The organism is Rhizobium sp. Nf11,1 (genome assembly GCF_050587665.1).
Classification (GTDB): Bacteria; Pseudomonadota; Alphaproteobacteria; order Rhizobiales; family Rhizobiaceae; genus Rhizobium.
The window spans coordinates 444,549-467,313 of the sequence record NZ_JBOBHU010000002.1; the positions used below are offsets into that span (position 1 = coordinate 444,549).

Consider the following 22,765-nt stretch of genomic DNA (forward strand, 5'->3'; position numbering starts at 1 on the left):
ATTCATGCCTCTGCCGCGGACGATTCTAAACCTTCCGCACGGCAGAAAGATACAACTTTATCAGATGTCCTGGAACGGCGACGCGCGACCGTGGCGCAGTGAACTTAGAGCGGCGTCACGCAGGGTCGCGGAATATTGCCGATACTCCGCCGCCCTTGCCTCGTAGAGTTCGGCAACGGCCTTGCGGCCAGTGGCGCGAGCGTCGCGTGCCATCCGCTCCACGAGCGTCAGCCGCTCCTCCATGATGCGCATGGCGATTCTGATCGCCTCATCAAGCTCGTCAGTGTGCCCGGCAAGGACGTCGGCGGTATAGGCGTGGCCGATCTGGCACCGAAATCGCAACGGCCGCGAACCGCGAACCTCGGAAAGCACGCCATGGCAATCGGGGCAAGTCAGGACGCTGGGAGACGCAATCTTGCCAAGTGCCGCACTGCCAAGCCGGTCGCCAGCCGCAATTTCGACCTCCAGCCGCAGATCGTCGGAGGGCACATCAGGAACCGGCCCTGCCTCGCTTCCGGCGATTTTGACAAGAAGCCCACCGAGTTCGGCTGCCGAGGCCACATGATCGATCTCCACTGCTTCCAGCGCCGCTAAGGGCATTTGATCCGCCTCGGCATCAAGTGGATGTTGCACCACGGTCGTCCCGCCATGGGACTTGATCGCATGCAGCCCCGCCGCTCCGTCATTGAGCATCCCCGTCAGGACGATCCCTACTGCCCGTGGACCGAACGACAAGGCGGCAGATCGAAACATCGGGTCGATCGACGGACGGACCATGTTCTCGCGAGGACCCGCTCCCAACTTGATCGTTTCACCCATGAGGAGAAGGTGACGGTCGGGTGCAGCCACATAGATGTGGCCTCGCTCGATCGGCTGCCCGTCGACCGCCTGCCTCACGGGCAGGCTGGAACTGTCGGCAAGAATCGCTGGCAGCAGGCTGGGAGAGTTTGCAGGAATATGAGTGCTGACGAAAATGCTTGCCGGAAGATCGGCGGGCAAATCGGCAAAAAGGGTCTTGAGGACAGCTCTGCTCCCCGCCGACCCTCCGATGGCAATAATATCCTTGGTGGCGTTGGAAGACATCATCTCGCCTTTCATGTCATCCCAACAGCCGATGCTCCATATGGTTCCCTTGTGCGTGAGCGCAAACGGAATCATTCCGACGGGGGTACCGGCTCGAAGCGACGGATTGCGACAAAGGATGCCGGCGAGCCAAGTGCGCCTTTCCAACGAGCACGGCCTCGCTTCAAACTGTTACAAAAGTCTTTGCGCGTCCCAAAAACGCGGGTGGGGGTCGAAGGATTGCGGCATGCAAAAGTTGCCCCTTCGATGGGATCCTCGTCTGTGACGAAATTCAGCAATTTTCGCCACTGAGATTTATGAGCGGCTATCTCTGCCCGGCATTTGGGGGCTGTAGAAGTAAGGACGTGATTGGTTATTCGCCCTTCTAACATTCTCGCTGCCCCGCAACGAAAACCCCATCAACCGCTCGTATTCCGCCTCCGGAATGCCATAAGAGCCACTGGCCTTGAGAATGAGGCCCTCGCGATCGACGACGATTACCTTTCCTCGTACCGACCTGATGAGTTTTTCGCCCTCTAGAATAGGAAGCACGCCCGTAACTCCGGAACGCCGGACGCCGAGCATGGAAGACATGTGCTCGTGGGTCAGAAGCAGCACCTGGCTTTCCGATCGATCATCGAGCATAAGCAGCAAACGGGCCAGTCTCTGTTCGATGGAATATCGGCTGTTGGCGAGGGCCGTATAACCCAATTGAATTGCGAGCGTCCTTGAAAACGTTGATGAAAGCGATCGCAACTGCGGTGCCCTCTGCGTCAGACGAAGGAAGCTGTCGATGTCGGTGCGCTGCGCGGTTCCTTCGGTCTGCACCACAAGATTGTAGGGAGTGCGCCAATCGCCCTCCAACAGCCCCGTGCCGGTTACCCCTTCACGCCCGATAAGGCCAACCTCTACCTGTGAGCCATCCAGGGACGAGGCGATCAGCGAGACCGTCCCGCTTTCAATGAAGGAAACCGTCGTGATCTCTCCAAACTGCTTTTCAAGAACCTCGCCTTGAATCAGCTGAACCTGCTTGAGAAGCGGCCGGATAAGATCACTTTCTCGCGGAGAAAGAGCGGAAAGAACGAGATTCTTCTGACCGCCTGATGACTTCGCCGTCGAACCTCGGCACTCGGAAAGGGCAGTATAAATCGCGCTCGTGTCCAGCGGTTTTTCGACGAAAATCCGATCCGCAAAGCGGGGAGGCACGACATCACGGCTGTAGCCGGTTGCGAAGAAGAACGGGATATTGCGCTTAGCCAGCGCATCGGCGACAGGGAACACCATCGTTCCACCGAGATTGATGTCCAAAATGGCCACTTCAATTTGGGAATCTGCAATATATTGCAACGCTCGTTCGACGCTCGGTGCAGGCCCGACTATCTTGATTCCAGTTGCGGTCAGCTTCGATGCGAGTTGGCTGGCGAGAGCGTAATCGTCCTCAACGACCAAGACAGCCTTTTGCGCGAGTTCGTCAAAAGCCGTATTCATGACGATCTGCCTCTCACATTATACCTGTTCACTCAAAACGTTGCCGCCATTGCACTGTTCCGTCGCCCAACCTGATGACGTTGCATCAATAATAGCTTAATCACCCCCGTTCTCGCCTTCTTCAATATCGCTCGATCGGCGATACGCATCAAGGATGGGGCGTCGGGCGCGGCGGCAGCGACTTCAGGTATCGGGCGATAGCCATCCGGTCGGCCTCCGGGAGCTCCGCCGTATTCTCGACCACATCCGCCATGGACCAGCCGACATAGCCGTGACCCGGCGTCCTGCCGCTGTGAAGCATTTCGGCGACATCCTGCTCCGACCACGAGCCGATACCTGTCGGCGTGATGTTAGGGTTCAAACCGACACCTTCAGAACTCACTCCGCCGGCGAACCGCGTCTTGGGTTTTACGGCGCCGAAAATGTTGCGGGACGAGTGGCACTCGGCGCAATGACCGAGGATCTCCACGAGATAGGCACCGCGATCATGCACGGGATCGCCGCTCGGCGTTGCTGCCGATCTGCCTTCGCGGAAGAACAGGAGTTTCCAGAAGCCGACAAACCGCCGAATGCGAAACAAGGGGGAAATATCGTGTGGCTGCGGGCGCTCCGGCACGGGCGAAAGCGAGTGCAGAAAGGCGTAGAGATCTCTGACGTCGCCGAGAGTCATCCCCGTGTAGCTGGGATAGGGGAATACCGGGTAATAATGCTGCCCTGAGGGAGAGACCCCTGAAATCAGCGCATTGGCAAGGTCGGCAACCGACCACGATCCGATACCGGCAACCGGGTCGGGCGAGATATTGGGAACTCTGAAGGTCCCATAGGGCGAGGCCAGCGCAAGATCTCCTCCGAGCCTTAAGCGGTCCGGCTGACCGGGGGAAGCATGACAGGAGGAGCAGCCGCCTGCAGCAAAGACCACTCTGCCGCGCTCGACGTCCCCCGGCGTCAGCGTGGGATCGCCGGCAGCGAAGCGTGGATGCGGCCTCGTCAGCAGCCAGGTTGCGAGGCAGACAAGGAGGACCGCGGCGACAGCGGTCGAAAACAATCGGGCACCTTTCACCATCCTGGACCCGCTAGAGCAATCCCGGGAAAACCGTGAAACAGTTTTCCGTCCGGAGTTGCGAACGACAACTCAGAGCGGTTTCGCGTTTTCATGGAAAGCTCAATCGCTCTGCATGAACACCTCAACCAGGCGGCGGCTCGACCATATATGGCCGCCGCCCCAGGCGGCAGAGATAAACTTCTCGCTCGGGATTGGCCTCTATGACAAAACCCGAGCTGCGCAGCATCGCTTCGACCGCCGCCTTGTTGGGAATGAACCAATTGGTGGGATCGGCAGCATAGCGCTCTTCGACAAAGAACAGCTTCGGAAAATCCGGCCGGTTAAAAACCTTCCATTCCGAAAAGTCGTAATCCTCTTCCAGCGTGGCAATACGCTCTTCACCACGCTGCAGGCATTGGAACAGCATGAGGTCTGCAACCACATGTTCGTGGAGCAGATCCAGCGCCAGCAACGGATGGCGCAGGTGGTAAAGCACGCCCATGAAGATCACAAGATCGAACCTCTCACCGAGTTTCGACACCTCATACACCGACATCTGTCTGAACTCGACGTCGAGGCCGAAATGATCGGCGGCGAAACGGGCCTGCTCGAGATAACGTGGATCGCTGTCGATGCCCAACACCCGACCGGCGTTGCGGCGCTTCATTTCGAGCGCATAAAAGCCTGCATTGCAGCCGATATCGAGAACGCTCCGCCCTTCCAGGTCCTTGGGCACGACATGTTTGAAGCCTTCCCACTTGAATGCCGGATAGTCACCGAGAAAGTGATCCGGTGCGGTTTCGAACTCCCCGAGCCGCATATTCTGAAACCATGGGCCGAGTTCGTTGATACGCTGCTTCAAAGCCAGGTTCGTCATCGCTTGAATCCGCTTCTCGCTTAGTTGTCCAAGGGAGCAGCCTGCGGGGCCACCGCGCCCCGATGACGACGAGCCGCCGCGACGCGTTTTCGGGGGCGATCATCCAAATTGGCGGCAAACCAATCGATCGTATATCTTAGCCCCTCGGCGAGGCGCACCGTCGGCTGCCAGTCGAGAAGTTCCGTGGCGCGGGAAATGTCGGGGCGGCGGCGCTGAGGATCATCCTTCGGCAAAGGCCGATAGGCAACCACCGTCCGCACCGGCACCATCGAGCGGATCATCTGCGCGAGGTCGTTGATGGTGAACTCGCCCGGGTTGCCGAGATTGACGGGCACGCCAGGGTTCGGCCGCACGTCCATCAGCGCCATGAGGCCACCGACAAGATCGCTGACGTAGCAGAAGGACCGCGTCTGCAGGCCGCTTCCATAAATGGTCAGCGGTTTGCCCGAGAGAGCCTGCACGATCAGGTTGGAGACGATCCGCCCGTCATTCGCCTGCATTCGCGGCCCATAGGTGTTGAAAATGCGGGCGACCCGCACGTCGACGCGGCCGCCACGCAGCATGTCGAAGCAAAGGGCCTCAGCGGCGCGCTTTCCCTCGTCATAACAGGCGCGCGGTCCCGTGCAGCTGACATTGCCGCGATAGTCCTCTTTCTGAGGATGCTCGGCCGGATCGCCATAGACTTCGCTCGTCGATGCCTGAAGAAAGGCGGCCCGGTGCCGCTCGGCGAGCGCCAGCAGATTACCCGTGCCGGCGACACACGTCATCATCGTGTGAACGGGATCCGCCTGGTACTGCGGTGGCGAGGCGGCGCAGGCCAGATTATAGATCTGGTCGAGCGGTTCGTCGATTTCGAGGAATTTGCAGATGTCCTGTTCAATCAGCCGGAAACCCGGGTGATTCATCAACGGTCGGACATTGTCGGGCGAGCCGGTGAGATAGCTGTCGACGCAGATCACGCTGTCGCCACGGCCGAGAAGAGCATCACAGAGATGCGAGCCGACAAAACCGGCGCCTCCTGCCACCAGAACAGTCTTGCCTTTTCCGCGACGATTGACTTGAAGCATCGATACTCTCCTTCACGCTGAGATACGGTCGAAAGCTGGATTGGCGGGCAGGTCGGAAAGAGCCCGGACGAGCTCACCGGCGCGTGCGGCACCGGTATGACTGCTCATCACCAGGTTTCTCGCTGCGGCGGCGACCGCCAGACGGTCGGTGTTGGGAAGCTCCGTCAGCAGCGCCACGACATCCTCCGGCGCGCGGGCAATGAACAAGGCCTTACCGTCCGGCAGTAGCTCATCGAGACCCTGCCAGAAGTCGCTGATGATAGGCGCCCCGCAGGCGGCAGCCTCGAACAGCCGCACGCTGGGAGACCAGCCGGCGGCAATCATATCGCCGCGGGTCACGTTCAGCGTGAACCGCTGCCGGCTGTAAAAGCTTGCGTGATCGGCAGGCGGCAGATGCTCGATGCGCTCGACGTTGGCCGGCCATTTGATCTCGGCGGGATATTGCGGCCCGGCGACAACGAAGCGCATCGACGGCAGCCGGCTCGCCGGCTCCAGCAGAAGCCGCTCCAGTGTCGGTTGGCGCTCGGGGCTATAGGTTCCGAGATAGCCGAGATCCCAGCAATCGGCCTCGCCGGTATTGGCATAGCGGTCCTCGTCGACCGAACAATAGAGCGCGATGGCTCTGCGCGCGCCATATCTCTGTTGGAGCCGCGTCAACACCCTTCCCCCGGAGAAGGAGAAGTAGGTGTCAAATAAAGGAATCTGGCGCAGCGCAAGATACTCCTCATCACCGCGATCGAGCTTGGCGAGGGTGACCGGCGTGTCAATGTCATAGAAGCAGAGCCGTTTCAGCTCCAGCGCCCCGAGCCCGTCGATGAGCGGCACACCATCGGGAACGTAGGATCCGACGATGACGGCATCGGCCTTGCCGAGCCTTTTGCCATGACGCTCGACCATTGCTCCTATATCGGAATAATAGGCGAGCTCGCAGAAATCAGGCGAAGGCAGGTCCCGGTGGCTGGCATACCACGGCACGTCCCGCTCCAGGAACAGGACCCTATGGCCCGCCTGCCTAAGGCCTTTGATCAAGGCGCGATAGGTCGTGGCATGGCCATTTCCCCAGGAAGAGGAAAGAGAGAGGCCGAGGAAGACGATGTCGAGCGATCTCGTCATTCGGCCGCCTCCCGCGCGCCAAGACGGGCGCGAAAAATCTCGTCCGCCGTTTCGGCGCGATTGATATAGGTATGTTCGGCCAGAACGCGCCGGCGTGCCCTTTCTCCGATTTCCCGTGCGGCTTCGCGGGACAAGCCGCCGAGCAAGGCAGCCACGTCCTGTCCGTCGCGCGCGACCAGGACCTCCTCGCCGGACTTCAGAAAGACATCGATGCCTTCCCAGTAGTCGGTAATAAGGCAAGCCCCGGCGCCAGCCGCCTCGAAGACCCGCGTCGCAGGGGAAAAACCATTCTCCGCCATACTGGCGCGCGATATGTTGAGGACCGCCATCGGCGTCACATTGAAAGCGTTGTGATCACACGTCGGGACATGGCCGATATAGCGGACGTTTGAAGGGATCGGCTTGTCCTGCCAGCCGGATCCGCCAAGCAGGAATGTCCGGTTCGGCAGACGCGACGCCGGTTCCAGGAAGAAATGCTCGACCCTGGCCTCGCGATCCGGCAGGCGGTTGCCAAGGAAACCGAGGTCGGCGGCGAAGCGGTAGTCCTGCGGCACCGGATGATGCGTTTGCGGGTCCAGCGCATTGTAGATAGGCACGCATTCGGCGGCTCCGACGGAACGATATGCGCTCACGACAGGATCGCCGCCGCCATAGGTCAGCACGAGATCAAGCCCGGCGAGCGCCCGGCGCAAAGGATGATCTGGGTCGGCCCTGAGTTCGGCAAGCGTCGCGGGCGCGTCCACGTCCCAGAAGATCTTCAATGCATGGGGTCGGGCGTTGCCCAGCACCTCTTCCAGCAATCGGTCGTCCTCGAAACCGACACCGCTCGCCTTGATGACAATATCAGCGTCGGCCGCCTCGCTTGTCACGGCCTTGAGGGCATCGATCGTCCCTTCGTAGACGACGACCCTGCACCAGTCCGGCGGATCCATGTCGCGGTTCTTCTGCCGATCATAGACATCGGGCTCGTAGAAGGTGATGTCGTAACCCTTCTCCGCCAGCGCTCGCAGCAAGCCGCGATAATAGGTGGCGGCGCCGTTCCAATAGGCGGAAACGAGGCTCGATCCGTAAAAGGCGATCTTCATTCGGCGGCCTCCCTGGATTGCAGGTTTGCGGTGACCCTATGCGTGCCGCAGCGCGCCAGGATGGCGAAAAGCTCGTCGACGCGGTGGCGGCAGGTGTGACGGGCCTTGATCGTTTCGAGGCCGGCAGCGGCAAGGCTCGTAGCCAAATCGGCGTCGGAGAGAATATCGCGAAGGCGTTTCTTCATCTCTTCACCATTGCTAACGACAAGATAGTCGCTGCCGGTCTCGAACAGATGTTCGACGTCGTTCCAGGGCGCCGAGAGCAGGGGTATTCCGCAGGCGAGCGCCTCGAAGACACGGATGGTCGGAATACCCGGCAGATGTTCGACATAGGGTCGGCGCGGAATGTGTACGGTGACCCTATGGCGGGCGAAGGCCGCGGGAACGTCGGCATTGGCGATCCAGCCGCCATAGGCGATGCCGGCCTTGCGCAGCTCGTCCAATGCATGGCCGGGATAGCGCACGCCGCGAACGACCGTGTTCAAGCCGAGATCTCTCGCGGGACGGATCAGGAATTCGCCGATTTCGGCCGACCGTTCATCGTCGCCCCAGTTGCCGATCCAGATGAGGTCTCCCGTTTTCTCGATCTCCGGCAGCGGCCGAAACAGGGCGTCGTCGGCCGCCTCGTGCCAGGTAAAGACCGACTTTCCCCAGCCGGCTCTGACATAACGGTCGCGCAGCGTCTGCCCGAAGGCCAGCACACCATCATAGTCGTCAAGCGCCAGCCCCGCGATATCGCCTTCGGCGGAGACAGCCCGGTGATGCGTATCGTGAAAAAGCAGGGTGAAGGTCGCGCCATCGCGCCGGATGCGGCCGAGCCTCTCGACCAATTGCGGTTCCGTCCACTCGTGAACGATGACGACGTCGGCGTCGGCAAGCGCTGCTTCGTGGTCGAACGCGACACCATAAGTCTGCGAACGGTGCTGCGGAAATGCCCGGTGAAATGCCTCGACCGCAGCCGCCCCCTGGTCTCGCACCAGATTGGCCCGGCTCCAGGCATCCTGCGGCTCCAGCGCCAGCGTCTCATGACCGCGCCGCTGGAGATCGCGCATGACGCCGCGAAGAAAATGAGCATTGCCGTGATTCCAGTCGGAGACCAGCGAATGGGTGTAAAAAACAAACTTCATGATCACTCCGCTGCTGTTGAAAAGCCACGCGCGCGCATGCCGGAATAGATCGCGCACATCGCCTCTGCCTGAGCCTCGACGCTGAAGGCGGCGGACCTGGCACGCGCTTTTCGTCCGAACGCTGCCCGCAGCTGCGGATCGTCGGCAAGCCTATTGAAAGCATCGGCGAAGGCATCGGAGCGATGCGGCTCGGCAAAAAGAGCAGCCCCGTCCCATATCTCGCGATAGGTTGGGATATCAGAAAGCACCAACGCCGCGCCCGCCCGCGCCGCCTCGAGAGCGGCTAGACCGAAAGGCTCGTAGAGGGACGGCGAGGCGACGATGGCCGCCCGCCGCGTCAAGGCGCTCATCCGCTCATGCGAAAGCTCGCCGCGGTAATCGGCATGGCGAAATCGCATGGTCTGGCCATTGGGACCGGTGGTCGCGCCGGCCGCCGCCACCGTCCATCGCGTCATAGCTGCAGCCTTATCCAGCACCGCGCCGTTTTTGCCGTCGTCCCACCAGCGCCCGGCGGCAAGAACAAACTCCTGCTTGGGCTCGTCGGAGGCCTCAAGGGCGCTGGCGTTGTGAACGACCTGGAGATTTCCGATCGTTCCATAGGCCGCTTCCATCGCTTTCGCATGGCTGTGGCTTGGCGCAATCACCGCGTCCGCACATGCAAAGCCCTCCTGGTTCAGCCGGTACTGCCATTGCCAGTCCTTTGGCACTTCACGTCCGCGGACGGCGGCAAACCATGTGACGACACAGGAATGGCAAACCACCGCAACCGGCAGGTTTGTTTCAATGCCCGCCGCCTGCGACGGCAGATTGAGATGCAGAAGATCGGCCTGTTCCCGGCGCGCGAGATCGGTGATCAGCCCCGGAACTTCGGCAACTGCCTCTTCATTCTCGACCGTCCAGTCGAGCGGCGCATCCAGCCAGACGAGCTTGCCGGCCCGGCCGGCCTCCGCAACCTTGTCGTCTGTCGGGAAAGGCCCCAGCCCCGCAAAGACAACCTCGATGTTGTTCGATTTCAGGGCTGCGGCCAAATCCATCGCGTAACGCCAGACGCCGCCGATGGCATCAACCGTCATCAGCACGCGGCGGTGCCTGTTGCTCCGTTCATGTCCGCTCATGCCGATACCTTCCGCTTTTCCCCGCGGATCTGCCGGCCGCCGAAACGATTGGCGATCAGCCATTCGGCGAGGTGCCGCAAACCATGACGCCATCCGATTCCGGCTTGCCAGCCGGTTTCCTGTTCAAGTCTCGTCGTGTCGGCCACGAAATAGAGTTGATCGCCGGCGCGCCATGGGCCAAAGCTGGTTTCGACAGGATGGCCCGCAAGCACTTCGATCTCGCGCAGCACCGCGAGCACGCTGACGGCGTTACGCGGCCCTCCGCCGAGGTTGAAGGCTTTGCCGCTGACCCGCTCGATATTGGAAAACAGCGCCCGATAGGCAGCGACGGCATCATCGACATGCAGAATGTCCCGAACCTGCTTGCCGTCGCCGTAGATGGAAATGGGCTCGCCGCCGAGCGCGCGGATCAGGAAATGCGCCACCCAGCCCTGGTCCTCGGTGCCGAACTGGCGCGGTCCGTAGATGCAGCTCATCCGCAGGACGGCGGCAGGAATGCCGTAGGACTTCGCGTAGTCGAGGATATACTGATCGGCCACGCCCTTCGAACATCCATACGGCGTGCAGAAATCGAGCGGCCGATCCTCGCCGATCCCTTGCGTCCTGATGGTCTCGTCTTCGGGAAGATAACGATCGTCGAGTTCGATCATGCCGAGTTCGTCGAGAGCACCATAGACCTTGTTGGTGCTGGCGAAGATGACGGGAGCCCGTTTGCCTGCTCTGCGCACCGATTCCAGCACATTGAGCGTGCCGCGCGCGTTCGTTTCGAAATCCTCCAGCGGGTCGACGAGGCTGGTGGTCACCGCCGTCTGGGCAGCATAATGGAAGACGGCCTTGGCATCCCTGAAGGCTGCTTCGATGCCCAGCAGATCACGAACGTCAGCGAGCACCGGATGCACCCGCCCGCCATGCCGCTCTTTCAGCCAGGAGAGATTCTGATCGACTCCCGATCGTGCCAGATTGTCGAGGATGATGACGTCCTCGCCGTCGCTGAGCAGGCGGTCGGCGAGATTGCAGCCGACAAACCCGCTGCCGCCGGTGACGATGATCGGCGCGGCGCCAGAGGCGATGTTGGGAGCGGCAAGGGCCGCGACCTCCTCCAGCCTCTTGACGCCTCCTTCCATAAGAAGGCGGGCAAGCAGCTTCGGTTTATTGTCGTGGCTGACAGCGCCCAGATGATAATGCCTGGGATCGAACCACAGGCCTTCCTGAACTGGAACATCCGGCGGCACGTCGCGCCATGAATACCAGTACATGCGATCGGCCGGCACGTTCAGTGCCTTGATGAAGCGCCGCGCCTGTTCGACCTCGTCATTGCGCCAGGTGGAGTAGCCGGTTTCGGTGATCCATATTTCTGCATCGGCATTATAACGATCGATAATCCCACGCATCTCTCCGAGATGCATGTCCCAGCCGCCCCAGCTTGCCTCCTCGCTGTCCCAGGTTCCAGGGAAACCGTGGAAGCCGACGGCATCGACGACGCCAAGCACGCCGCGCGTGCCCATCAGATTGAGCCAATGGGGATCGAAGGGGCACGGGCCGCCAAGCACCGGCTTATAGCCCCTCTGCTTCGCCCAGTAGGCGGCGCCTCCGACCATTTCGCAGAAAAGCAGAAAGTCGCTGTCGTGGCGCCAATCCCAGTCAAGCAGGTTGTTCGGCTCGTTCCAGAGCTCGATATGACTGAGATAGCGGCCATAGCGCGTCAGGATATGATCGACGAAGTCGGCATAGGATTTGAGATCGACAGGCGCGCCCGAAGACTTGCCAGTCCGGGACAGAGACGGCGGCGTATAGTGTATACACGGCAGAAGATCGATTTCGCTGCCGATACGCGGGATCAGCCAATCGAACCATTGCCGGCCGCCGGGGGCCAGATATTCGGCCCAGGAAAGATGCGTACGGAGATAACTGGCGCCGCTTCCCAGAATATCCGGCAGCGCGACCTCAGCTCGCTCATATTCACCAGGCCGGAACCATTCGACGAAACCGAATTGCCTCGTCTCCTGATGATCGGATCCTCGAGCACCGGCCTTGTTCATGAAACCAGCCCCCGCTCTTCCAGTTGCCGCTTCATTTCGGCGCCGCGGTCGACCGCCCCGGTTTGCCGCACCCATTCGGCGAAGGGGGCAAGCGCATTTTCGAGACGATATTTCGGTTCGAAGCCGAGCAGTTCGCGCGCCTTGGAAATGTCGGCGAAGCAATTTCGGATGTCTCCCGAACGCGCCTTGTTCATGATGTCAGGGCCGATCTCGGGCACGCCCATGGCATCGGCAAGCAGCGTCGCGACATCGGCGATCGAATAGGCCTGGCCGCTGCCGATGTTGATCACGTGACCGGCTGCCGCGGGTTTTTCCAGAGCCAGGCGGAAGGCCGTCGCCACGTCGCGAACATGGACGAAATCGCGCCGCTGCCTGCCATCCTCGAAGATCATCGGCGGTTGGCCGTTGGCGAGGCGCGAACCGAAATTGGCGAGTACGCCGGTGTATGGATTGGAAAGCGCCTGGCCCGCTCCGAAAACGTTGAAGAGACGCAGCGCGACGGCATCCAGCCCGTAGGCTTCGCCGAAAATCAGAACCTGCCTCTCCTGGGCATATTTCGTCAAAGCGTAGATGGACGCCAGATCGACCGGTTTCTCCTCATCGGTGGCGACCGGTGTCAGCGGCTGGTTATCCTGATCAAGCGGATCCCATCGGCCCTGCTTGACATGCTGCATGCGCCGCTTGACATAGCCGAGCCGCTTTCCATCCACCGTCCGATAGAGCCCCTCTCCATAGACACTCATCGATGAGGCCACGACGATTGTCTTGACGGGAAGGCCGATCATGGCTTCCAGGAGCACCGCGGTGCCGAGGTCGTTGCAGCCTACATAGCGGGCAATTTCATACATCGACTGTCCGACGCCGACTTCGGCGGCGAGATGAATGACGCCGTTCACACCGGCAAGCGCCGCGCGCACAGCGTCCTTGTCTCTGACATCGCCTTGGATGATCTCGGCTCCATCAGGCACGCTGACTTCGGCATCGCCATGCACCTGATCGATCAGCGCATCGAGAATGCGCACGTCATAGCCATTTTCCAGAAGTTCTTCAGCAACGTGGCGACCAATGAAGCCGCATCCTCCAGTTATCAAAATCGTCATTATGAGATCCGTCCGGTTGAATAATTTGCTTCGGAGATAGGCGCCGAACCGAACGCGGATGGAAAAGTTCCTTCTTCAATGACATCTTTATTGACTTCATCATCAATGACTTCTTTGAGCTCTACCGGAACTCTTCTGGAGGCCTGTTGTTCTAGGGGTGCCACATTGGAGGACATCTCATGGACATTGCGGCGATACAGAAGGCCGGGCTCATGCGGGCTGCCATCGTCACCGGCCCCGGACATATTTCGGTGGAGACCCGCCCCCTGCCCGAACCCGGTTCGGGCCAGGTCAGGGTGAAACTGGAAGGATGCGGCGTCTGCGCCTCGAACCTCACGCCCTGGGCCGGACCGGACTGGATGACGTTCCCCACCGAGGCAGGTGGGCTAGGCCATGAAGGCTGGGGTATTGTCGACGCCATTGGCCCCGATGTCACGGGGATTCGGATCGGAGAGCGGGTTGCCTCTCTTTCCTACCATGCCTACGCCACGCACGACATTGCCGATGCCTCGATGGTCGCATCATTGCCGAAGGAGTTGGATGGCAAGCCCTTTCCGGGCGAACCGCTCGGATGCGCCATGAACATCTTCGGCCGCAGCAACATCGAGAGCGGCCAGACCGTCGCCATTATCGGCATCGGATTCCTGGGCGCCCTCCTCACCCGGCTTGCCGCGGCAGCCGGCGCAAGGGTGATCGCCATCTCGCGCCGGCCCTATTCACTCGAGGTGGCGAGAGAGATGGGAGCGGCCGAGACCATTCCGATGGACGATCATTGGCAAATCATCGAGAGCGTCAAAATACTCACGGGCGGAAAATTCTGCGATTGCGTCATCGAAGCCGTCGGCAAACAATGGCCGCTCGACCTGGCGGGCGAGCTTACGAAGGAACGGGGGCGACTGATCATCGCCGGTTATCACCAGGACGGGCCCCGTCAAATCAACATGCAGCTTTGGAACTGGCGCGGGCTCGACGTCATCAACGCCCACGAGCGCGAGCCGGCCGTCTATATCAAAGGTATTCGCGACGCCATAGAAGCCGTGCGCCAGGGCCGGATCGATCCGCAGCCGCTCTACACGCATGCCTATCCGCTGGAGAGGCTGGACGACGCCCTCAACACGACGCGCGACCGGCCGGACGGGTTTCTCAAGGCTCTGGTGCAATATTCATGAATGAATTGATTTCCGAGGCTAATGCGGCGACCGCCAAACGGCTGAAGCTCGGCTTTCTCGGCGTAGGCTGGATCGGCCGGCATCGGATGAAAGCGATCCTCGGGAGCGGCGTGGCCGAGGCTGTCGCCATCGCCGACCCCTCAACAAATATGGCCCGAGAGGCCCTGGCGCTTGCCCCGGATGCCAGGATCGTCGCCGATCTGGACGGGTTGTTGGAGCAGGAGCTCGACGGCGTCGTGATCGCAACGCCAAGCGCCACACATGCCGAACAGTCCATCCGCGCCCTCGGGGCAGGGTTTGCCGTCTTCTGCCAGAAGCCGCTTGGCCGAACCGCATCCGAGGTCAGGGCCGTTGTCGATGCTTCCAGAACCGCCGACAGGCTGCTAGGCGTCGATCTTTCCTATCGACACACGCAAGGCATGCAGCAGATCCGGCAGCTCATCCGCTCGCATGCCCTTGGAAAGATCTTTGCGGCCGATCTGACCTTCCACAACGCCTATGGCCCGGATAAACCCTGGTTTTACGACAAGAGCCAGTCCGGCGGCGGCTGCGTCATTGATCTCGGCGTTCACCTCGTCGACCTGGCCTTATGGTGCCTCGATTTTCCCTCCGTCACCAATGTCACGAGCGCTTTGAGAGCCGGTGGGAAAAGGCTCGAACACAACGGTCAGGTCGAAGATTTTGCAGCCGCAACGCTGACGCTTGCCGGCGGCGAAATCATCCGACTGACATGCTCCTGGCGTCTCAATGCCGGCTGTGACGCCGAGATCGGAGCCGATTTCTTCGGAACCGAGGGAGGGGCCTCCTTCAGGAATGTCGATGGCTCATTCTACGATTTTACGGCCGTCAGGATGTCCGGCACTTCGAGCGAAACTCTGGCCCTCCCCCCGGACGATTGGGGCGGAAGGGCTGCCGTGGATTGGGCAAGAAAGCTCGCCGGAGGCCAGCGCTACGACCCCGCGTGTGAGAATTTTATCGCAGTGGCGGAGGCGATCGACGGTATCTACGGCGCCGGCATGTAATCGATCAGGAGCCCTTGATAAGGCCGTAAAGCACTATCGTCGCATAAAGGGTGAATGCGACGACGGCGACCGTGCCGACCAGGATCAGTGCTATCCTGCCGGCATTGAGCCTCGTGCGCTTGCCCACGGAAGATGACGACGGCCACTGAACTGGATCCTTATCCCCATCGCTCATCGTGTCTGCTCCGTCGCCGCGGCAGGTGATTTCTCGTCCGGTTCGCCGGGATGCGTCATCCATGTGAATGCGAGTGCGACAAGGCAGGCGATCAGGAAGATGGAGACGACGAATATCATCATGCGCCGCGGCGGCTGGGAGTTATCGTGGCTCATTCCTGAAGGGAAAGAGCCGCCTTTCCTCACCTCGCTCATGGCGCGCCCCTTTGCGGAAGCTCCGTCTCTTCATCGAGCTTCTCCTTGAGTTCGTCGAGCCGATTGCGCAGCAGCGACGCTTTCATGCGCCTTGCTTCCGCATCCGGCACCTCAACCGTCCGGCCGCTATCATCGGGAATGCCGGGGCCGCTTTCAGCAATCGTCTCGTTTCTGGGCCTGTCATTCGTGCCGGTCGATATTTTTGCTTTTCTGTCCATGACAGCCTCCGTTCAATTCTGAGGACGGTTACGCGCCCTTTGGCCAAACGACGCGGCGCTGGCGAAGTTCCGAAATGACGCGGGGTTGTCATGGCATGTCCTCTCCGAGCTCATCGTCGGGATGGAGCGCGGCGGAACATAGAAGCCATCCAAGTGTTGCTTTGCGTATCAATCACTGGGATCGACGATGACCGCTCGAAGTGCCGAAAGAGACAAAAACAACAACACGCTCATGAAAGTGAAGGCGGTTCCGGAACTCATCGATCCAGACGCCGAGCCGTTCGTGACCCAGGCCGTCCGAGAGCTCGTCGGATCGCAGATCCCGTTTCTGGCCGCCGGCACCTATGCCGTCTGCGCCTATACGGGCATTTCGCGCCAGACGAAGGACTTCGACATATTTTGCAAAGCGGGCGACTACGCGCGCATCCTCGGCCATTTCAAATCCAAGGGCTACACGGTCGAAGTCGAAGACGAGCGCTGGCTCGGAAAGGTCTTCAAGGGCAACCATTTCTTTGACGTCATCTTTGCCTCCTCCAACGGAACGATGCCGGTCGGCGACGACTGGTTCGAGGATGCGCGCAGGGTCAAGATGTGCGGCCACACGGTCAGGATCGTCAGCCCGACCGAATTGGTCTGGTCGAAGTGCTTTGTCCAACTGCGCCACCGCTATGATGGCGCCGATATCGCGCACGTCATTTTGAAGGCACATGACTCCATCGATTGGCGCAAGCTGCTGGCTTATCTGGAAGTCCACTGGGAAGTCCTCCTCATCCATCTTCTCAATTTCAGGTGGATCTACCCGACCGAGCGAGACAAGATTCCGCAATGGCTGCTGGACGAACTGCTGGATCGGCTCAAGGCGCAGCAGGAGCTGCCATTGCCGCAAATGAAAATATGCCGCGGCCGGATGTATTCCCGCGTGGATTTCGAAATCGACGTGAAGGAATGGGGTTTTGCCGATGTCGGCGGCGAAGGTGAATTGCGAGGAGATTAGGAGAACCGTAATGGATGAACAGCGAAAGAGCGTGAGAATTGCGGCGGTGGCCGATCTTCATGTGACCGAAGACGGCGCCAAGTCCTACAAGGATCTGTTCGCGGAGATTTCCTCCGTGGCCGACGTTCTCGTCATCGCCGGCGACCTCACCGATCTCGGCAAGCCCAAGGAAGCCGAACTGCTTGCGAGCGATCTGCGCCATTGCACCGTGCCGACAGTCGCCGTCCTTGGCAACCATGATCACGAGAGCGGCCAGGTCGATGACGTCTGCCGGGTGCTGACGGATGCCGGCGTGAAACTGCTCAACGGCCAGGCGGCCGAAGTCGCCGGCGTCGGTTTCGTCGGCGTCAAGGGCTTTGCCGGCGGCTTCGGGCGACACATGCTCGGCTCGTTCGGTGAGGCGGCGATCAAGGCGATGGTTGCCGAAAGCGTCGAGGAGTCAATGCGCTTGGAAAACGCGATGCGCCAGGTCCGCTCCGATCGTTCCCTCGTCATCTTGCACTACGCGCCGATTGCCGAAACAGTGGCGGGCGAACCCCTGGAAATCTATCCGTTTCTCGGCTCTTCACGGCTGGCCGAAACGATCGACCGATTCCGCGTCAATGCGGTCGTACACGGTCATGCCCACCGGGGATCCTATGAGGGCCGCACACCGGGCGGCGCCCCCGTCTACAATGTCGCGGCCCATATCGAGAAACCCACCGGCAAGACTTACGCGTTGCTTGATCTCTGACTGGCCCAACTGTCACGATTATTTGTTGGTGCGTCCGCGATGGCGTGGATTCACACCGCCCTGAGGCGTCGTGTCGTTGGCCGTGTCGCCTTCCACGGTGTTTTCAGCCTGCATCGCTTCGTCGTCCGGCGGCGAGACGATGCCACGCGAACGGCTGATGCCCGGATCGTCTGTAAGGTCGATATCGCTTGGCTTCGTGGTCTTGGCATGTTTGGGGGAGGTCATGATTGTCTCCTTGAAACGTTGCGACCCTTCCGCAGTGAACTCACTGGATGGTCCCCGGTTCCCCTGAGGCGGCCCAGAACCCGTGACCATGAAAGCCCTGCATCGTCGGGAACATTTCTCCGAAGCTGAGGTTGAAGCGCCATTAGAGCGCTGCGCGTCCTTTCGGACGCTCAAAAGCGCTCTAACACCTTGGATCTGCGCATCGGCCTTTCCGAAAATCGATTCCAATTTTCGGACCGATGCGCTGGCGACCGGCGAGGAGGAAACATCGTGAGAGCTCTGACGTGGCACGGCAAGCATGACATCCGCTGTGACAGCGTCCCCGATCCTCATATCCAGGACGGGCGCGATGCCATCATCAAGGTTACGGCTTGCGCGATCTGCGGATCGGATCTGCATCTCTACGACGGCGTCATGCCGGAGATGCACAGCGGCGACATCATGGGTCATGAGACGATGGGCGAAGTGGTGGAAGTCGGCAAGGACAATACCAAGCTCAAGGTCGGCGACCGCGTCGTCGTGCCCTTTACCATCTCCTGCGGCGAATGTTTCTTCTGCAAGCGCGGCTTCTATTCCGGTTGCGAGCGCTCAAATCCGGATCGAGCCAAGGTCGCGAAACTCTGGGGCAACTCGCCGGCGGGCCTGTTCGGCTACTCGCATCTGCTCGGCGGCTATGCCGGCGGACAGGCGGAATATCTGCGCGTGCCCTATGCCGATGTCGGGCCGATCAAGGTGCCGGCAGGGCTTTCCGACGAGCAGGTGCTCTTTCTTTCGGACATTTTCCCAACCGGTTATATGGCGGCCGATTTCTGCAACATCCAGCCCGGCGATACGATCGCGATCTGGGGCTGCGGCCCGGTCGGCCAGATGGCAATACGCTCGGCCTTCCTGCTCGGAGCCGAACGGGTGATCGCCATCGATGCAGTGCCCGAGCGGATGGCGCTCGCGCAAGCGGCCGGCGCCGTCACCCTCGATTTCATGGACAAGGACGTCTACGAGCAGATCATGGAATTGACCGACGGGCGAGGTGCGGACGCCTGCATCGATGCCGTCGGAACCGAAGCCGAAGCAGCCGCCAGCTGGGATTCGCGCCTCGACCGCATCAAGGTCGCCATGTTCATGGGCACGGACCGCCCGCATGTGCTGCGTCAGGCCATCCACTGCTGCCGCAACTTCGGCACGGTCTCGATCGTCGGCGTCTATGGCGGTTTTCTCGACAAGATCCCGATGGGTTCGGCAATCAACCGGGGCCTGACCTTCAAAATGGCCCAGACGCCGGTCCAGCATTATCTGCCGGTCCTAATGGAGCATATTGAAAAGGGCGACATTGATCCGTCCTTCGTCATCACACATCGCGGCACCCTGGAAGACGGTCCGGCCCTCTACAAGACGTTCCGCGACAAGCAGGACGGCTGCATCAAGGTCGTCCTAAAACCTTAAGGAGAAACATGATGGCTGATCGTCAATCAGGCAAAGGCCTGGCGGTCGTCACCGGCGCCTCCACCGGCATCGGCTACGAACTGGCGAAGTGTGCGGCCCGGGACGGTTATGATCTCATCCTTGCCGCCGACGAGGAACGGATCAACCAGGCAGCCGCCGATCTCAAGGCGTTCGGCACCTCAGTCGAAGCTGTCGAGGCCGACCTTTCAACGCTTGAAGGTGTCGACCGGCTGACCGAGCGCATCACCGCGAGCGGCCGATCGGTCGATCTGTTGATGGCCAATGCCGGGCGCGGCATCGGCGAAGGTTTCCTCGACCAGAATTTCAATGAAGCGCGCAAGGTCATCGAAACCAACATCACCGGAACGATCTACCTGATCCATCAGATCGGCAACCAGATGCGCAGCCGCGGCGGGGGCCGCATCCTGCTGACAGGCTCGATCGCCGGATTTATGCCGGGCTCCTACCAGGCCGTTTATAACGCCACCAAGGCCTTCATCAACAGCTTCTCCTTCGCCTTGCGCGAGGAGTTGAAGGATTCCGGCGTCACCGTCAGCTGCCTCATGCCGGGGGCGACGGAAACCGAGTTCTTCAAACGCGCCGGTCTTCTGGATACGGCGATCGGTCAGTCGAAGAAGGACGACGCCGGCGAAGTCGCGCGCATCGGCTATGATGCGATGATGGACGGCGAAGGCGATGTTGTGAGCGGTTGGAAGAACAAGCTCCAAGCTGCCGTTGCCAATGTCACGCCGGCAAGCGTGCTCGCCCATCAGCATTCGAAGGTGGCAAAGCCCGGTTCGGGCACAAAATAGATGGCAGCTTGCCTAAACGACTGGTCGCCGCCATCATCACGGCAGCGACCAAAGCCAATGAGATCGAGCGCTCAGTCGCGCTCGACGAATTTGTTGAAGCGGCTCGTCTTTCCGTCCTTGGTTTTGTCCTGGTAAAGAAAGGCGAGCTTGTTTTCGTCGAAGATCTTGAAGAATTCATCCCAGTCGATCTCGTCGAATTCCTCTTCCTTTTCGCCGAAATCGATCCGGAGAACGCCGCCTTTGCCGCGAGTCCGGATAGCCGCCGGCCTGCCGTCCCTTTCCTCCGCCCATTTGCGGATTTTCTTGTGATCCGTCGTTGTCTCGGAACTGCTCATTGAAGCCTCCATTCCTCTTGGTTTTGAGCGATGGTGCTGCCATGGCTCACGCGGTTACAGCAGCGGTTGTCTTTGCTTCCAGTCACGATAGGGCGCGAGCACTTGGCCAGGATAACGCCGCTCGATCTCGTCCTCGGTCAAAGCTATCCGGAAGAGAACCTCTGCCGTCGCATCGTTCTTGGCGGCATTGCTCGCTTTTTCCAGCGCGCTCATGGTCAAGAACAGCTCGTCGTCCGTCATCGCCTCGAGGCGGGTGGCAAGCTCTTCGACCGGTTCTGTCATAAGTGGATTCGCGGACATCGGCGCCTCTTTGCTGATGCCTGTCCAACTTCCCTCCGCACACTAAGTTCCGCCACGGGGCGGCGCAAAGGCCCCTCACGCCGCCGCCTGCTCCTCCCGATATAGCCGCCAGGGAACCGTCGCCACCGTCAGGCGTGGACCTCCAAGCTTGACCAGTTTTGCCCTTAGCCGTCCTGCCCTGTTCATGTGCAGCAGCTTCTGCCACCATTTGTCTTTCACCGTTTCAGGGATCAGAACGGCGACCCGCCTCTCCGGACTATCGGCATCGAGCTTTTCGATCAGCCGCAAAAGCGGCTCATGCAGTTGCCGATAAGGCGCTGGGATGAGCATGAGCCGCGGCGGCTTCAGCCCGCGGGCGGCGATCGGCTCTTCCACCTCGATGCGCCATTCCTCGCGAAGCGCTTTTTCACCTTCCTCCCGATCGGGCCCACCGAGACGGATGAAATGGACGGCGACAACATCGGGCGAGATCGTCAGTGCGAACTTGATGGCGCGTTCGCTCAACCTGTTCCATGTTTCGGTTACGACAAGAACGGTTGGCGGCTCGATATCTTCGACGGTGATAGGACCAGGCGTCCTGAGTTCGCGTTGAAGCGAGCGGTAATAGCTCTTGATCGATTTCAGAATGGCAATGGTCACCGGGACCGTGATGAGGGTGATCCACGCGCCCTCCGCAAACTTGGCGATCAGGATGATGATGAGCGCCGCACCTGTCGAAATCGCGCCGACCGCATTCATCGTCAGCTTTGCAGTGTACCTCTTGGGCTGACGGCGCCAGTGAACGGTCATCCCTGCCTGAGAAATCGTGAACGTCAAAAATGCGCCGATTGCAAAGAGCGGGATCAGATGATCGGTGATTCCTCCGAAGACGGTCAGAAGCAGCGCGGCGAAGCCGGAAAGAAAGAGGATGCCGACAGTAAATACCAGCCGGCGTCCCGGCTGGGCGAAGGCCTTGGGAAGATAGCCGTCGGCGGCGACCATCTGGCAAAGACGTGGGAAGCCCACAAAACTGGTATTGGCCGACAGGCAAAGGACACTGAGAAGGCTTGCCATCGCGATATAGTAGAAGGCGCCATGGCCAGCGACGGCGGCGATCAGCTGCGACAGCACGCTCTGGTAGCCCTCCTTCGTCTGATCCATTGCGCCGATTTCGAAGACGGTAGCGATGGCGGCGATACCGCCGAGCAGCAGACCGAGGATGACAACGATGACGGTGAGCGTGATATGGGCATTGCGCAGGACGGGCTGCCTGAACGATCCCATCCCGTTGGAAACGGCTTCCACTCCGGTCATCGCCGTGCAGCCGCTGGCGAATGCATGCATAAGCAGCCATATGGTCGCGCCCTGTGCTATCGGGTTCAGCGGAGGCGGGGAGACGACGGGTGCAGGTTTCTCCACCAGGGCCATCGCGATCAGGCCGTAGCCGATGACGCCCAGGAAGCAGATGATAAAGAGATAGGTCGGCAGTGCAAATAGCCAACCGGCCTCTCCCGTTCCGCGCAAATTGGCGAGCATGACGATGAGGACGACGACGAGGCAGAGAGGCAGAATGTACGGATGAAGGCCCGGTAACGCCGAGACAAGCGCTCCGATTCCTGCCGAAACGCCCACAGCGACATTCAAGACGTAATCGATCATCAACGCCGCAGCAGCAAGCAGGCTCGGATATTCCCCAAGATTTTCCTTCGCCACCACATAGGCGCCGCCATTCGTCGGGTAGGCGGCAAGCGTCTGCCGGTAGGAGAAATACAGGATCGTCAGCAGAGCGACAATGCAGCCCATCACTGGCCCGATATAGGTCAGACCGAGCGCCCCCAGCGGCATGAGAATGGTGAGCGCTGCCTCGGGGCCGTAAGATGACGATCCCAAGCCATCGAGCCCCATTGCGGGCACTGCCTCTATCCAACCGATCTTCTTGTCTTCGTGCTCGCGATTGGCGAGACGCCGACCAAACAGGAAAGTCGCGAGGTTCATTTCTATTCCTATCCCGGGGCTGACGGCGGTAACCAACAATCGGCGCTCGCTCGGGTTCC

The 22,765-nt window shown here is 60.5% G+C and carries 25 protein-coding genes; 7 read left to right on the plus strand and 18 right to left on the minus strand.

Annotated features, from left to right (window positions below; all coding sequences use genetic code 11):
• Positions 1–60: 60 nt before the first annotated feature.
• From ACQ7C1_RS04985 to ACQ7C1_RS05035, 11 genes are all read right to left on the minus strand, one after another.
• Entirely contained in the window at positions 61–1,083 is a 1,023-nt protein-coding gene (locus tag ACQ7C1_RS04985) for a chemotaxis protein CheB (RefSeq protein ID WP_430957609.1), read from the minus strand.
• 294 nt (positions 1,084–1,377) lie between these two features.
• Positions 1,378–2,550, minus strand: a complete 1,173-nt coding sequence (locus ACQ7C1_RS04990; protein ID WP_430957533.1) for a helix-turn-helix domain-containing protein — start codon at positions 2,548–2,550, stop codon at positions 1,378–1,380.
• Positions 2,551–2,698: 148 nt separating this feature from the next.
• A complete protein-coding gene (locus tag ACQ7C1_RS04995; RefSeq protein WP_430957534.1) occupies positions 2,699–3,613 on the minus strand; it encodes a c-type cytochrome in 915 nt (304 codons plus the stop codon).
• A 121-nt stretch (positions 3,614–3,734) separates the two neighbouring features.
• Complete coding sequence (locus tag ACQ7C1_RS05000; protein ID WP_430957535.1) at positions 3,735–4,469, minus strand: TIGR04290 family methyltransferase; 735 nt, start codon at positions 4,467–4,469, stop codon at positions 3,735–3,737.
• 20 nt (positions 4,470–4,489) lie between these two features.
• Entirely contained in the window at positions 4,490–5,536 is a 1,047-nt protein-coding gene (locus ACQ7C1_RS05005) for a UDP-glucuronic acid decarboxylase family protein (protein ID WP_430957536.1), read from the minus strand.
• 12 nt (positions 5,537–5,548) lie between these two features.
• On the minus strand, positions 5,549–6,649 hold the full coding sequence (locus tag ACQ7C1_RS05010) for a CgeB family protein (protein ID WP_430957537.1): 1,101 nt from the start codon (positions 6,647–6,649) through the stop codon (positions 5,549–5,551).
• On the minus strand, positions 6,646–7,734 hold the full coding sequence (locus ACQ7C1_RS05015) for a CgeB family protein (protein WP_430957538.1): 1,089 nt from the start codon (positions 7,732–7,734) through the stop codon (positions 6,646–6,648). Before ACQ7C1_RS05015 ends, ACQ7C1_RS05010 begins: the two co-directional genes overlap by 4 nt.
• Positions 7,731–8,861, minus strand: a complete 1,131-nt coding sequence (locus tag ACQ7C1_RS05020) for a CgeB family protein (RefSeq protein ID WP_430957539.1) — start codon at positions 8,859–8,861, stop codon at positions 7,731–7,733. Before ACQ7C1_RS05020 ends, ACQ7C1_RS05015 begins: the two co-directional genes overlap by 4 nt.
• Before the next feature lie 2 nt (positions 8,862–8,863).
• Positions 8,864–9,976: a glycosyltransferase family 4 protein gene (locus ACQ7C1_RS05025; protein ID WP_430957540.1), complete on the minus strand. Its 1,113-nt coding sequence runs from the start codon at positions 9,974–9,976 to the stop codon at positions 8,864–8,866.
• Complete coding sequence (locus ACQ7C1_RS05030; protein ID WP_430957541.1) at positions 9,973–12,015, minus strand: NAD-dependent epimerase/dehydratase family protein; 2,043 nt, start codon at positions 12,013–12,015, stop codon at positions 9,973–9,975. The genes ACQ7C1_RS05025 and ACQ7C1_RS05030 overlap by 4 nt, the downstream gene beginning before the upstream one ends.
• Positions 12,012–13,115: an NAD-dependent epimerase/dehydratase family protein gene (locus ACQ7C1_RS05035; protein ID WP_430957542.1), complete on the minus strand. Its 1,104-nt coding sequence runs from the start codon at positions 13,113–13,115 to the stop codon at positions 12,012–12,014. The genes ACQ7C1_RS05030 and ACQ7C1_RS05035 overlap by 4 nt, the downstream gene beginning before the upstream one ends.
• A 179-nt stretch (positions 13,116–13,294) precedes the next feature.
• On the opposite strand from ACQ7C1_RS05035, the gene ACQ7C1_RS05040 reads away from it, so the two are divergent.
• The gene (locus ACQ7C1_RS05040) at positions 13,295–14,284 is read left to right on the plus strand and encodes an MDR/zinc-dependent alcohol dehydrogenase-like family protein (RefSeq protein ID WP_430957543.1); all 990 of its coding nucleotides are present in this window, start codon (positions 13,295–13,297) and stop codon (positions 14,282–14,284) included.
• Complete coding sequence (locus ACQ7C1_RS05045) at positions 14,281–15,306, plus strand: Gfo/Idh/MocA family protein (protein ID WP_430957544.1); 1,026 nt, start codon at positions 14,281–14,283, stop codon at positions 15,304–15,306. The genes ACQ7C1_RS05040 and ACQ7C1_RS05045 overlap by 4 nt, the downstream gene beginning before the upstream one ends.
• 4 nt (positions 15,307–15,310) lie before the next feature.
• Here ACQ7C1_RS05045 and ACQ7C1_RS05050 read toward each other — a convergent pair whose 3' ends face one another.
• Genes ACQ7C1_RS05050 through ACQ7C1_RS05060 form a run of 3 tightly spaced genes read right to left on the minus strand, consistent with a single transcriptional unit; the run spans position 15,311 to position 15,893 of the window.
• Positions 15,311–15,481, minus strand: a complete 171-nt coding sequence (locus ACQ7C1_RS05050) for a hypothetical protein (protein ID WP_430957545.1) — start codon at positions 15,479–15,481, stop codon at positions 15,311–15,313.
• Positions 15,478–15,675, minus strand: coding sequence for a hypothetical protein (locus tag ACQ7C1_RS05055; protein WP_430957546.1), 198 nt, complete (start codon positions 15,673–15,675; stop codon positions 15,478–15,480). Before ACQ7C1_RS05055 ends, ACQ7C1_RS05050 begins: the two co-directional genes overlap by 4 nt.
• Complete coding sequence (locus ACQ7C1_RS05060; protein ID WP_430957547.1) at positions 15,672–15,893, minus strand: hypothetical protein; 222 nt, start codon at positions 15,891–15,893, stop codon at positions 15,672–15,674. Before ACQ7C1_RS05060 ends, ACQ7C1_RS05055 begins: the two co-directional genes overlap by 4 nt.
• Before the next feature lie 187 nt (positions 15,894–16,080).
• Between ACQ7C1_RS05060 and ACQ7C1_RS05065 the strand changes: the two genes are divergently transcribed.
• On the plus strand, positions 16,081–16,887 hold the full coding sequence (locus tag ACQ7C1_RS05065) for a nucleotidyltransferase family protein (RefSeq protein ID WP_430957548.1): 807 nt from the start codon (positions 16,081–16,083) through the stop codon (positions 16,885–16,887).
• A gap of 10 nt (positions 16,888–16,897) precedes the next feature.
• Positions 16,898–17,620: a metallophosphoesterase family protein gene (locus ACQ7C1_RS05070; RefSeq protein ID WP_085781463.1), complete on the plus strand. Its 723-nt coding sequence runs from the start codon at positions 16,898–16,900 to the stop codon at positions 17,618–17,620.
• An 18-nt stretch (positions 17,621–17,638) separates the two neighbouring features.
• On the opposite strand, the gene ACQ7C1_RS05075 is transcribed toward ACQ7C1_RS05070, so the two are convergent.
• Entirely contained in the window at positions 17,639–17,845 is a 207-nt protein-coding gene (locus tag ACQ7C1_RS05075; RefSeq protein WP_097599713.1) for a hypothetical protein, read from the minus strand.
• A gap of 82 nt (positions 17,846–17,927) precedes the next feature.
• Here ACQ7C1_RS05075 and ACQ7C1_RS05080 point away from each other — a divergent pair, with 82 nt between their 5' ends.
• Genes ACQ7C1_RS05080 through ACQ7C1_RS05090 form a run of 3 tightly spaced genes read left to right on the plus strand, consistent with a single transcriptional unit; the run spans position 17,928 to position 20,097 of the window.
• On the plus strand, positions 17,928–18,119 hold the full coding sequence (locus ACQ7C1_RS05080) for a hypothetical protein (protein WP_430957549.1): 192 nt from the start codon (positions 17,928–17,930) through the stop codon (positions 18,117–18,119).
• Positions 18,116–19,285 carry a zinc-dependent alcohol dehydrogenase gene (locus tag ACQ7C1_RS05085; protein WP_430957550.1) on the plus strand — a complete coding sequence of 390 codons (1,170 nt, stop codon included), beginning with the start codon at positions 18,116–18,118 and terminating at the stop codon, positions 19,283–19,285. The genes ACQ7C1_RS05080 and ACQ7C1_RS05085 overlap by 4 nt, the downstream gene beginning before the upstream one ends.
• 11 nt (positions 19,286–19,296) lie before the next feature.
• Positions 19,297–20,097 carry an SDR family NAD(P)-dependent oxidoreductase gene (locus tag ACQ7C1_RS05090; protein ID WP_430957551.1) on the plus strand — a complete coding sequence of 267 codons (801 nt, stop codon included), beginning with the start codon at positions 19,297–19,299 and terminating at the stop codon, positions 20,095–20,097.
• A gap of 71 nt (positions 20,098–20,168) precedes the next feature.
• Here ACQ7C1_RS05090 and ACQ7C1_RS05095 read toward each other — a convergent pair whose 3' ends face one another.
• The 3 genes from ACQ7C1_RS05095 to ACQ7C1_RS05105 all read right to left on the minus strand — a co-directional run bounded on the left by ACQ7C1_RS05095 (position 20,169) and on the right by ACQ7C1_RS05105 (position 22,706).
• Positions 20,169–20,432, minus strand: a complete 264-nt coding sequence (locus ACQ7C1_RS05095; RefSeq protein WP_064712032.1) for a hypothetical protein — start codon at positions 20,430–20,432, stop codon at positions 20,169–20,171.
• Between the two features lie 54 nt (positions 20,433–20,486).
• Positions 20,487–20,732, minus strand: coding sequence for a hypothetical protein (locus tag ACQ7C1_RS05100; protein ID WP_430957552.1), 246 nt, complete (start codon positions 20,730–20,732; stop codon positions 20,487–20,489).
• A gap of 75 nt (positions 20,733–20,807) precedes the next feature.
• A complete protein-coding gene (locus ACQ7C1_RS05105; RefSeq protein ID WP_430957553.1) occupies positions 20,808–22,706 on the minus strand; it encodes an APC family permease in 1,899 nt (632 codons plus the stop codon).
• Positions 22,707–22,765: the final 59 nt, after the last annotated feature.

What these genes read in the sequence shown, in the direction of transcription:
- ACQ7C1_RS05040 (WP_430957543.1), top strand. Translation starts at nt 13,295, where the DNA reads ATGGACATTGCGGCGATACAGAAGGCCGGGCTCATGCGGGCTGCCATC.
- ACQ7C1_RS05060 (WP_430957547.1), bottom strand. Translation starts at nt 15,893, where the DNA reads ATGGACAGAAAAGCAAAAATATCGACCGGCACGAATGACAGGCCCAGA.
- ACQ7C1_RS04990 (WP_430957533.1), bottom strand. Translation starts at nt 2,550, where the DNA reads ATGAATACGGCTTTTGACGAACTCGCGCAAAAGGCTGTCTTGGTCGTT.
- ACQ7C1_RS05045 (WP_430957544.1), top strand. Translation starts at nt 14,281, where the DNA reads ATGAATGAATTGATTTCCGAGGCTAATGCGGCGACCGCCAAACGGCTG.
- ACQ7C1_RS05090 (WP_430957551.1), top strand. Translation starts at nt 19,297, where the DNA reads ATGGCTGATCGTCAATCAGGCAAAGGCCTGGCGGTCGTCACCGGCGCC.
- ACQ7C1_RS05065 (WP_430957548.1), top strand. Translation starts at nt 16,081, where the DNA reads ATGACCGCTCGAAGTGCCGAAAGAGACAAAAACAACAACACGCTCATG.
- ACQ7C1_RS05055 (WP_430957546.1), bottom strand. Translation starts at nt 15,675, where the DNA reads ATGAGCGAGGTGAGGAAAGGCGGCTCTTTCCCTTCAGGAATGAGCCAC.
- ACQ7C1_RS05025 (WP_430957540.1), bottom strand. Translation starts at nt 9,976, where the DNA reads ATGAGCGGACATGAACGGAGCAACAGGCACCGCCGCGTGCTGATGACG.
- ACQ7C1_RS05000 (WP_430957535.1), bottom strand. Translation starts at nt 4,469, where the DNA reads ATGACGAACCTGGCTTTGAAGCAGCGTATCAACGAACTCGGCCCATGG.
- ACQ7C1_RS05015 (WP_430957538.1), bottom strand. Translation starts at nt 7,734, where the DNA reads ATGAAGATCGCCTTTTACGGATCGAGCCTCGTTTCCGCCTATTGGAAC.
- ACQ7C1_RS05070 (WP_085781463.1), top strand. Translation starts at nt 16,898, where the DNA reads ATGGATGAACAGCGAAAGAGCGTGAGAATTGCGGCGGTGGCCGATCTT.
- ACQ7C1_RS05100 (WP_430957552.1), bottom strand. Translation starts at nt 20,732, where the DNA reads ATGTCCGCGAATCCACTTATGACAGAACCGGTCGAAGAGCTTGCCACC.
- ACQ7C1_RS04995 (WP_430957534.1), bottom strand. Translation starts at nt 3,613, where the DNA reads ATGGTGAAAGGTGCCCGATTGTTTTCGACCGCTGTCGCCGCGGTCCTC.
- ACQ7C1_RS05035 (WP_430957542.1), bottom strand. Translation starts at nt 13,115, where the DNA reads ATGACGATTTTGATAACTGGAGGATGCGGCTTCATTGGTCGCCACGTT.
- ACQ7C1_RS05005 (WP_430957536.1), bottom strand. Translation starts at nt 5,536, where the DNA reads ATGCTTCAAGTCAATCGTCGCGGAAAAGGCAAGACTGTTCTGGTGGCA.
- ACQ7C1_RS05030 (WP_430957541.1), bottom strand. Translation starts at nt 12,015, where the DNA reads ATGAACAAGGCCGGTGCTCGAGGATCCGATCATCAGGAGACGAGGCAA.
- ACQ7C1_RS04985 (WP_430957609.1), bottom strand. Translation starts at nt 1,083, where the DNA reads ATGTCTTCCAACGCCACCAAGGATATTATTGCCATCGGAGGGTCGGCG.
- ACQ7C1_RS05020 (WP_430957539.1), bottom strand. Translation starts at nt 8,861, where the DNA reads ATGAAGTTTGTTTTTTACACCCATTCGCTGGTCTCCGACTGGAATCAC.
- ACQ7C1_RS05010 (WP_430957537.1), bottom strand. Translation starts at nt 6,649, where the DNA reads ATGACGAGATCGCTCGACATCGTCTTCCTCGGCCTCTCTCTTTCCTCT.
- ACQ7C1_RS05075 (WP_097599713.1), bottom strand. Translation starts at nt 17,845, where the DNA reads ATGACCTCCCCCAAACATGCCAAGACCACGAAGCCAAGCGATATCGAC.
- ACQ7C1_RS05095 (WP_064712032.1), bottom strand. Translation starts at nt 20,432, where the DNA reads ATGAGCAGTTCCGAGACAACGACGGATCACAAGAAAATCCGCAAATGG.
- ACQ7C1_RS05050 (WP_430957545.1), bottom strand. Translation starts at nt 15,481, where the DNA reads ATGAGCGATGGGGATAAGGATCCAGTTCAGTGGCCGTCGTCATCTTCC.
- ACQ7C1_RS05105 (WP_430957553.1), bottom strand. Translation starts at nt 22,706, where the DNA reads ATGAACCTCGCGACTTTCCTGTTTGGTCGGCGTCTCGCCAATCGCGAG.